Below are 6,876 nucleotides of genomic sequence, written 5' to 3'. Positions count from 1 at the left end.
GGCTCGAGGCCCGCGGCGGTTTTCACCGGTGTCCGGTCCGGCTCGGTGATCAGGCTTCCGGCTGGCAGGCGGCCGAATCGAGTTCCGCGGATTTCACGATATTGCACGCGAAATCGTGCGCGATCTTCCACTGATCGCCCTCGGCCACGAAATCGACCGAGGCGTTCTCCACCGGGCTGCCGGCGATGGTGACCTCGGCATCGGCCTTGACCTTGCCCTCGGCCGGCTCGCCGACGTTGGTGATTTTTACAGTCACTTCGTTCTTCTTGGCCGCCTCGACCAGCTTGTCGACCAGCTGCGGATCCTGTTCGGCGTCTTCGATGAAGCCCAGTTTCTCTTCTTCGCTCACCGCACCGTCGAGGGCGCGGGTGAGCTTGTCGTTGAGTTCTTCGACGGTGGGCTTGGGCAGGTTCGGTGCCGGCGTGGTGGTCGGCGCCTTGCCTTCCTCGCGTTCGCCCTGGGTCTTACCCGTCTCGAACTCGGCGGCGGCTTCGGTGCTGGTGGCCGCCGCGTCCGTGGAGGATTCCTCGGTGGACGAGCACGCGGTGAAGGTGAGGGCGGCGGCGGCCATCGTTACGGCGGCCACGACCCGGAATGGACGGATTTTCACAGTTCTGTTTCCCCTACGAAAGTGTGTCGGCGAATTCGGCGCCGGCCGGAAAAAGTGGTCGGTACGAACTCACAGGTCGTAGCCGGAAGTGCAGTTCCAGTGCTCGATGTAGGCGTTGCCCGGGTTGTTGGCCAGCGCCTCGGCCCGCGCCGCGGACCGGGTGGAACCGGAACCGTAGCTCAGCCAGTTGTCCGACACCGCCAGCGCACCGCAGCCGTTGCGCCAGGAGATCTTGGCGACACAATCGGCGGCACCGCACCGGTCCTCGGCAGCCTGCTCGGCCTCGGAGTAGCTGTCGTAGTCGTAGGACCACCCGTAGTTACCGGTGGACAGCGAGACCGCGATGGCGCCGTAGTAACTGCTGTACTGCGCGTGCGCCGGTGTCACCGAGGCGGCGAACATCGAACCGATGGTCGCCACCAGAACGGCGGCGACGGTGAGAATCTTCTTCAAAGGTGTTCCCATTCTGTGTGTATCGGTCCACGACCCTATGGACCGAATGACAAAGTACAGAGCATCTCTGCTGCGTAGCAACCGGTTCGGATCGCATCCCCTCCCCGATGGCTGGGTCTCGGCTAGATTCATCGTGTGAACATGGCTCAGCGTGAACGCCGTGCATTGGTCGAAACGATGAACGAGACCGGGCCGGACGCGCCCACCCTATGCGGTGAGTGGACCGTGCGCGACCTCGCTGCCCATCTGGTGGTCCGGGAACGCCGGCCCGACGCCGCACCCGGAATCATGCTGCGGCCCTTCGCCGGCTATCTGCAGCGCCGGCAGGACAAGGCGGCGGGCAAGCCGTTCGAGGATCTGTTGGAGCTGGTGCGCACCGGCCCGCCCTGGTGGTCACCGCTGCGGCCGGTGGACGCGATCGCCAATCTCAGTGAGATGTTCGTCCATCACGAGGATGTCCGGCGGGCGCGGCCCGGCTGGGAACCGCGCGAACTGCCCGCCGAGGATCAACAGCGGCTGTGGTCGGTGCTGCGGCGGATGGGCAAGATGGCCTACCGGAAATCGCCGGTGCCGGTGGAACTGTCGACACCGGCGGGCGAACGGGTGCGGGTGGTGGACGGGACGGGCCCGGTGGTGACGCTGACCGGTACACCTGCCGAACTGCTGCTGCACGCTTTCGGCCGTGACCAGGTCCGGATCGATACGGCCGGGGAGCCCGAGGCCGTGCGGCAGGTGCTCGAACTCGACCGCTCGATCTGACGCCCGCGCCCTCGTCGCCCGGGCCGGTCCGGGGCGCGGAATCGGTCCGCACGCCGCGTAGACGCGCTATTCGCCGCGCGCACGGACCTCGGTACCAGTGTTGCGGATGGTCCCGATGGGGTTGTTGCGGCTAGCCTGAGCCCATGGCAGGTAAGTCCCGCGGCACAACCACACCGGGTGCGCGGGCGGGATCGGCTCGGGGGCGGACCACCGCGGCCCGTTCTCGTTCGGGCACGCGTCGATCGGACGGCGCGGCACGGGCTCAGGGCCCGGCACGCAAGACCACGCAGCAGGGCGCCGGGCGCAAGGCACCCGCCACCCGCGCCCGGCGTACCACGCGCCGTCCCGCACCGCCCCGGCGTTCGGAGACCGCGCCGCTGGCCGTATTCGGCCGGCTGGTCGGCGGCGGCTGGACAATGGCGGCCCGCGGAGTCGGCGCCGCCACCCGGGCGATCAGCCGGGCGGGGGAGATCGAACACGGCCATCGCCGGGACGGGGCCGCCCTCGGCCTGATCGCGCTCAGCGCGGTGATCGCCGCGGCGGTCTGGCTCTCCGCCGGCGGTCCCATCGGGCACTGGGTGGAAGGCATCATCCGCGCGGTCACCGGATCCGCGTCGGCGGTGCTGCCGTTCGTGGCCTCCGGTATCGCCGTCGTGCTCATGCGCACCGAACCGCGACCGGATATCCGGCCGCGGTTGGTACTGGGCGGGTTGCTGATCGGGCTGCCGTTCCTCGGACTGTGGCATATCGCCGACGGCGGCCCGGCCGACGCGGCGGGCCGGGCCGAAGCCGCGGGTTTCGTCGGTTTCGTCATCGGCGGCCCGGTCACCGATGGGCTCACCGCCTGGCTCTCGGTCCCGATTCTGCTGCTGGCCATGGTGTTCGGGGTACTGCTGGTCACCGGTACCACCGTGCGGGAGGCACCCCAGCGGTTACGCGAATTCTTCGGTGCACCCGCGCCGGAGGACGACTATCGCGACGGTTTCGACCCGGTCGACGATTACGAACCCCTCGTTTCGCCGAGCCGCTCGCGGCGCCGGGGACGCGCACCGTCGGAGAACTATCCGGCCGACGAATTCACCGGTCCGCTGCCGGACCCGGGCGGTGCCGGTGAGCCGCCGCTGCGCGATGCCAAACCCATCGCCGCCGGGGAGGAGAAACCGGCCGCGCGGACGAAACGTAAACCGGCCGCCGCGGCCCCCGTCGACCAGACCCCGCCGCCCCCGCCGGAACCGGAATTCGTACCCGAACGGGTGGCCGAGGGCGATTACCTGTTGCCGCCGATGAATCTGCTCGTCGACGGTGATCCGCCGCGCCGGCGCAGCGCCGCCAACGAATCGATGATCGAGGCGATCACCGAGGTGCTGGTGCAGTTCAAGATCGACGCGGCCGTTACCGGATTCGTCCGCGGGCCCACGGTCACCCGGTACGAGGTGGAACTCGGGCCGGGCGTGAAGGTCGAGAAGATCACCGCGCTGACCAGAAATATCGCCTATGCCGTGGCTACCGAGAACGTGCGCTTGCTCGCGCCGATCCCCGGTAAGTCCGCGGTCGGTATCGAAGTGCCCAACGCCGACCGGGAATTGGTGCGGCTGGCCGATGTGCTGAAGGCGCCGTCCACTCGCAACGACCATCATCCGCTGGTGATCGGCCTCGGCAAGAATATCGAGGGCGAATTCCTGGCGGCGAATCTCGCGAAGATGCCGCATCTGCTCGTCGCCGGTTCCACCGGTTCGGGTAAATCGAGTTTCGTCAACTCGATGCTGGTTTCGCTGCTGCAGCGGGCCACTCCGGACGAGGTCCGGATGATCCTGATCGACCCCAAGATGGTGGAACTCACCCCGTACGAGGGCATCCCGCATCTGATCACCCCCATCATCACCCAGCCGAAGAAGGCCGCCGCGGCGCTGGCCTGGCTGGTGGAGGAGATGGAACAGCGGTATCAGGACATGCAGGCCAGCAAGGTCCGCCATATCGACGATTTCAACCGCAAGGTGAAATCCGGCGCCATCACCACGCCGCTGGGCAGCGAACGCGTCTACCGGCCCTACCCGTACATCCTGGCCATCGTCGACGAACTCGCCGATCTCATGATGACCGCGCCGCGTGATGTCGAAGACGCCATCGTGCGGATCACCCAGAAGGCCCGGGCCGCGGGGATCCACCTCGTGCTGGCCACCCAGCGGCCGTCGGTCGACGTGGTGACCGGCCTCATCAAGACGAACGTGCCCTCCCGGCTGGCCTTCGCCACCTCCTCGCTCACCGATTCGCGGGTCATCCTGGATCAGCCGGGTGCCGAGAAGCTCATCGGTATGGGCGACGGCCTGTTCCTGCCCATGGGTGCCGGGAAACCGACCCGGCTGCAGGGCGCGTTCATCAGCGACGAGGAGATCCACGCGGTCGTCGAGTTCACCAAGAACCAGGCCGAACCGGAGTACACCGAGGGTGTCACCGCCGCGAAAGCGGGGGAGAAGAAGGATGTCGACCCGGATATCGGGGAGGATCTCGATGTCTTCCTGCAGGCGGTGGAGCTGGTGGTCACCTCGCAGTTCGGGTCCACCTCCATGCTGCAGCGCAAACTGCGGGTCGGGTTCGCCAAGGCGGGGCGGTTGATGGATCTGATGGAGACCCGGGGCGTGGTGGGTCCGAGTGAGGGGTCCAAGGCGCGGGATGTACTCGTGAAACCGGACGAGCTGGACGGTTTGCTCTACTCGATCCGTGGCGGCGGGGACGACCCGGCGGAATCCGGGGAGGAGTGAGCGGCTCGTGCCGGTGCGGGGTGTGAGAAGATCACCGGCAACCACCCCGCAACACGACCGAATCGGGCATATCGGGCATGATTGGTGTCATGACTCGCACCGCTGAACGGACCACCGTATGCAGGTAACCGCTCTCGTCTGGGGGATCACCATCGCGGTGATCCTCGGCCTGTTCGTTTTCGACTTCTTCGCCCATGTGCGTACCCCGCACGAACCCACCTTCCGGGAATCCGGATTCTGGTCGGCGGTGTACATCGGCCTGGCACTCGCCTTCGGCGGTGTCATCGCCTGGAAGTGGGGCGGCACCTACGCCGGTGAGTACTACGCCGGTTTCGTCACCGAGAAAGCCCTCTCGGTGGACAACCTGTTCGTCTTCCTGATCATCATGTCCACCTTCGCGGTGCCGCGGATCTACCAGCAGAAAGTGCTGCTGATCGGCATCGTGGTCGCCCTGGTGATGCGCGGTATCTTCATCGCCGTCGGCGCCGCGGCGATCAGCGCGTTCAGCTGGGTCTTCTATCTCTTCGGGTTCTTCCTGGTCTACACCGCGATCAAACTGCTCAAGGAAAGTGGGCACGAGGTCGAGGAGGAACAGAAACGCGACAGCCGTATCGTCGCGCTCACCAAACGGCTGGTGCCGACCACCGAAACCTACGACGGTGACAAACTGGTCACCCGGATCGACGGTAAGCGCGCGGTCACCCCGATGCTGCTGGCACTGCTGGCCATCGGCTTCGCCGATCTGCTGTTCGCGCTCGATTCCATCCCGGCGATCTACGGTCTCACCGAACAGCCGTATATCGTCTTCACCGCCAACGCCTTCGCGCTGATGGGGCTGCGTCAGCTGTACTTCCTCATCGGCGGCCTGCTCGACCGGCTGGTGTACCTGTCCTACGGGCTGGCGGCCATCCTGGCCTTCATCGGCGTGAAACTCGTCCTGCACGCGCTGCACGAGAACAACCTGCCGTTCATCAACGGTGGCGAGCATGTGAGCGTGCCGGAGATCTCCACGGCGCTGTCGCTGTCGGTGATCCTCGGAATTCTCGTCGTCGCGACGGTGGCCAGCCTGCTGAAAACCCGGGGACGCGCCCGTCCGGCTTCGCAGTCCAAGGACTGACCCGCGGCGCGCCGGCCAGGCCGCGACCGCTTACCGTTGTCCGCCGCGCAGGCGGGCAGCCGCGGGAGCGGATCCAGCGACATGGGCTATCGGCTCATGACCGGCCGGCGCGCCACGGTTGTCATTCGGCGAACGCGCCCAGCACGGGCTGCCATTCGACGGCCCGCACCGCATCGATCAGTTTCTCCCGGGCGAACGGGTCCTGCGCCAGCAATTCGGCGAGGGATCCGGCGTCCGGTGCCCGGAACAGCAACAACGCCCCGGAACCGTCCGTGTACGGCCCGGTGCTGAGCACCTTTCCCGCCGCGACCTGGTCGGCGAGCCAGGCCCGGTGGCGCGGGCGGTGGGTGTCACGATCGGCGATCGTGGCATCGGAATAGGTGTAGTGGACGGCGAATATCGGCACGGCACGACTCTAATGTGCGCGCGGTTCGTCGCGTTCGCGCGCCGTTGTCCGCTGTTCCCGGCACCGCGCCCGCACCACCCGGCGGACGCCTGGCCTACAGTCCCGCCACCCTCGAGCGGGTCCGGCGGTTGCCCGCGCTGCCGCTCAGAGGGTGCGCAGCATCCGGGTATTGCCGAGCGTGTTCGGTTTCACATAGCTCAGATCCAGGAATTCCGCGACACCCGTGTCGTAGGAGCGGCACATCTCCGCGTAGACCTCCGCGGTCACCGGCGTGCCGTCGATCTCGGCGAAACCGTGCCGGGCGAAGAACTCGACCTCGAACGTCAGCACGAACAGCCGGCTCAGCTCCAGCTCGCGGGCCACCTCGATGAGCTGTTCGACGATGAGTTTGCCCACACCGCGGCCCTTGACCTCCGGCAATACCGCCACCGTGCGCACCTCACCGAGATCGGCCCACAGCACATGCAGCGCGCCGCATCCCACCACGCGGTCGCCGCGCGCGGCGCCCCACAACACCAGTACGGATTCGTAAAGGGTGTAGAGGGTCTTCTGCAGCAGAAATAGGCCCGCGGGCTTCCCGCCCCGCGCGCCCCCGGGGCTTACGCCCCCCCCGGCCCCGGGCCCTACCCCCCTCGACCGGTACTGCGCGGAAGCGCTCGGCAGGCCTTGCACGAACCCCGGACGACCACCCCGCGACGCGACGCCGGGACAGGCGCGCGGAGTCGAGCGGGCGGGCGGGGTCTGCGGCACACAATCAGACTATCGGTACCCC

General features: G+C 67.4%; 6 protein-coding genes and 1 pseudogene. 3 read left to right on the top strand and 4 right to left on the bottom strand.

Translation table 11 applies throughout. The annotated features are described in order from the left end of the window. Positions 1–49 precede the first annotated feature (49 nt). Both QH276_RS19875 and QH276_RS19870 read right to left on the bottom strand, forming a co-directional pair. Positions 50–586 (bottom strand): hypothetical protein, encoded by a 537-nt coding sequence (locus tag QH276_RS19875; RefSeq protein ID WP_280398928.1) that lies wholly within the window; start codon positions 584–586, stop codon positions 50–52. Positions 587–679: 93 nt separating this feature from the next. Continuing rightward, the gene (locus QH276_RS19870; protein ID WP_280398927.1) at positions 680–1,075 is read right to left on the bottom strand and encodes a DUF4189 domain-containing protein; all 396 of its coding nucleotides are present in this window, start codon (positions 1,073–1,075) and stop codon (positions 680–682) included. A 123-nt stretch (positions 1,076–1,198) separates the two neighbouring features. On the opposite strand from QH276_RS19870, the gene QH276_RS19865 reads away from it, so the two are divergent. The 3 genes from QH276_RS19865 to QH276_RS19855 all read left to right on the top strand — a co-directional run bounded on the left by QH276_RS19865 (position 1,199) and on the right by QH276_RS19855 (position 5,698). After that, on the top strand, positions 1,199–1,822 hold the full coding sequence (locus tag QH276_RS19865; protein ID WP_280398926.1) for a TIGR03085 family metal-binding protein: 624 nt from the start codon (positions 1,199–1,201) through the stop codon (positions 1,820–1,822). Between the two features lie 143 nt (positions 1,823–1,965). Continuing rightward, positions 1,966–4,581, top strand: a complete 2,616-nt coding sequence (locus tag QH276_RS19860) for a DNA translocase FtsK (protein ID WP_280398925.1) — start codon at positions 1,966–1,968, stop codon at positions 4,579–4,581. Positions 4,582–4,699: 118 nt separating this feature from the next. Then, positions 4,700–5,698 (top strand): TerC family protein, encoded by a 999-nt coding sequence (locus tag QH276_RS19855; protein WP_280398924.1) that lies wholly within the window; start codon positions 4,700–4,702, stop codon positions 5,696–5,698. Between the two features lie 121 nt (positions 5,699–5,819). On the opposite strand, the gene QH276_RS19850 is transcribed toward QH276_RS19855, so the two are convergent. After that, positions 5,820–6,104 (bottom strand): YciI family protein, encoded by a 285-nt coding sequence (locus tag QH276_RS19850; protein ID WP_280398923.1) that lies wholly within the window; start codon positions 6,102–6,104, stop codon positions 5,820–5,822. 144 nt (positions 6,105–6,248) lie between these two features. Continuing rightward, positions 6,249–6,674: pseudogene (locus QH276_RS19845) on the bottom strand (amino-acid N-acetyltransferase); the annotation flags it as partial. Positions 6,675–6,876 lie beyond the last annotated feature (202 nt).

Source organism: Nocardia carnea (assembly GCF_029869215.1).
In the GTDB taxonomy this organism is placed as follows: Bacteria; Actinomycetota; Actinomycetes; order Mycobacteriales; family Mycobacteriaceae; genus Nocardia; species Nocardia carnea_B.
Note: the sequence above shows the minus strand (reverse complement) of the source record. Positions and strands in the feature narration are given on the sequence as shown.

Coding starts and splice junctions, on each gene's coding strand:
- QH276_RS19870 (WP_280398927.1), bottom strand. CDS start 1,075: ATGGGAACACCTTTGAAGAAGATTCTCACCGTCGCCGCCGTTCTGGTG.
- QH276_RS19860 (WP_280398925.1), top strand. CDS start 1,966: ATGGCAGGTAAGTCCCGCGGCACAACCACACCGGGTGCGCGGGCGGGA.
- QH276_RS19855 (WP_280398924.1), top strand. CDS start 4,700: ATGCAGGTAACCGCTCTCGTCTGGGGGATCACCATCGCGGTGATCCTC.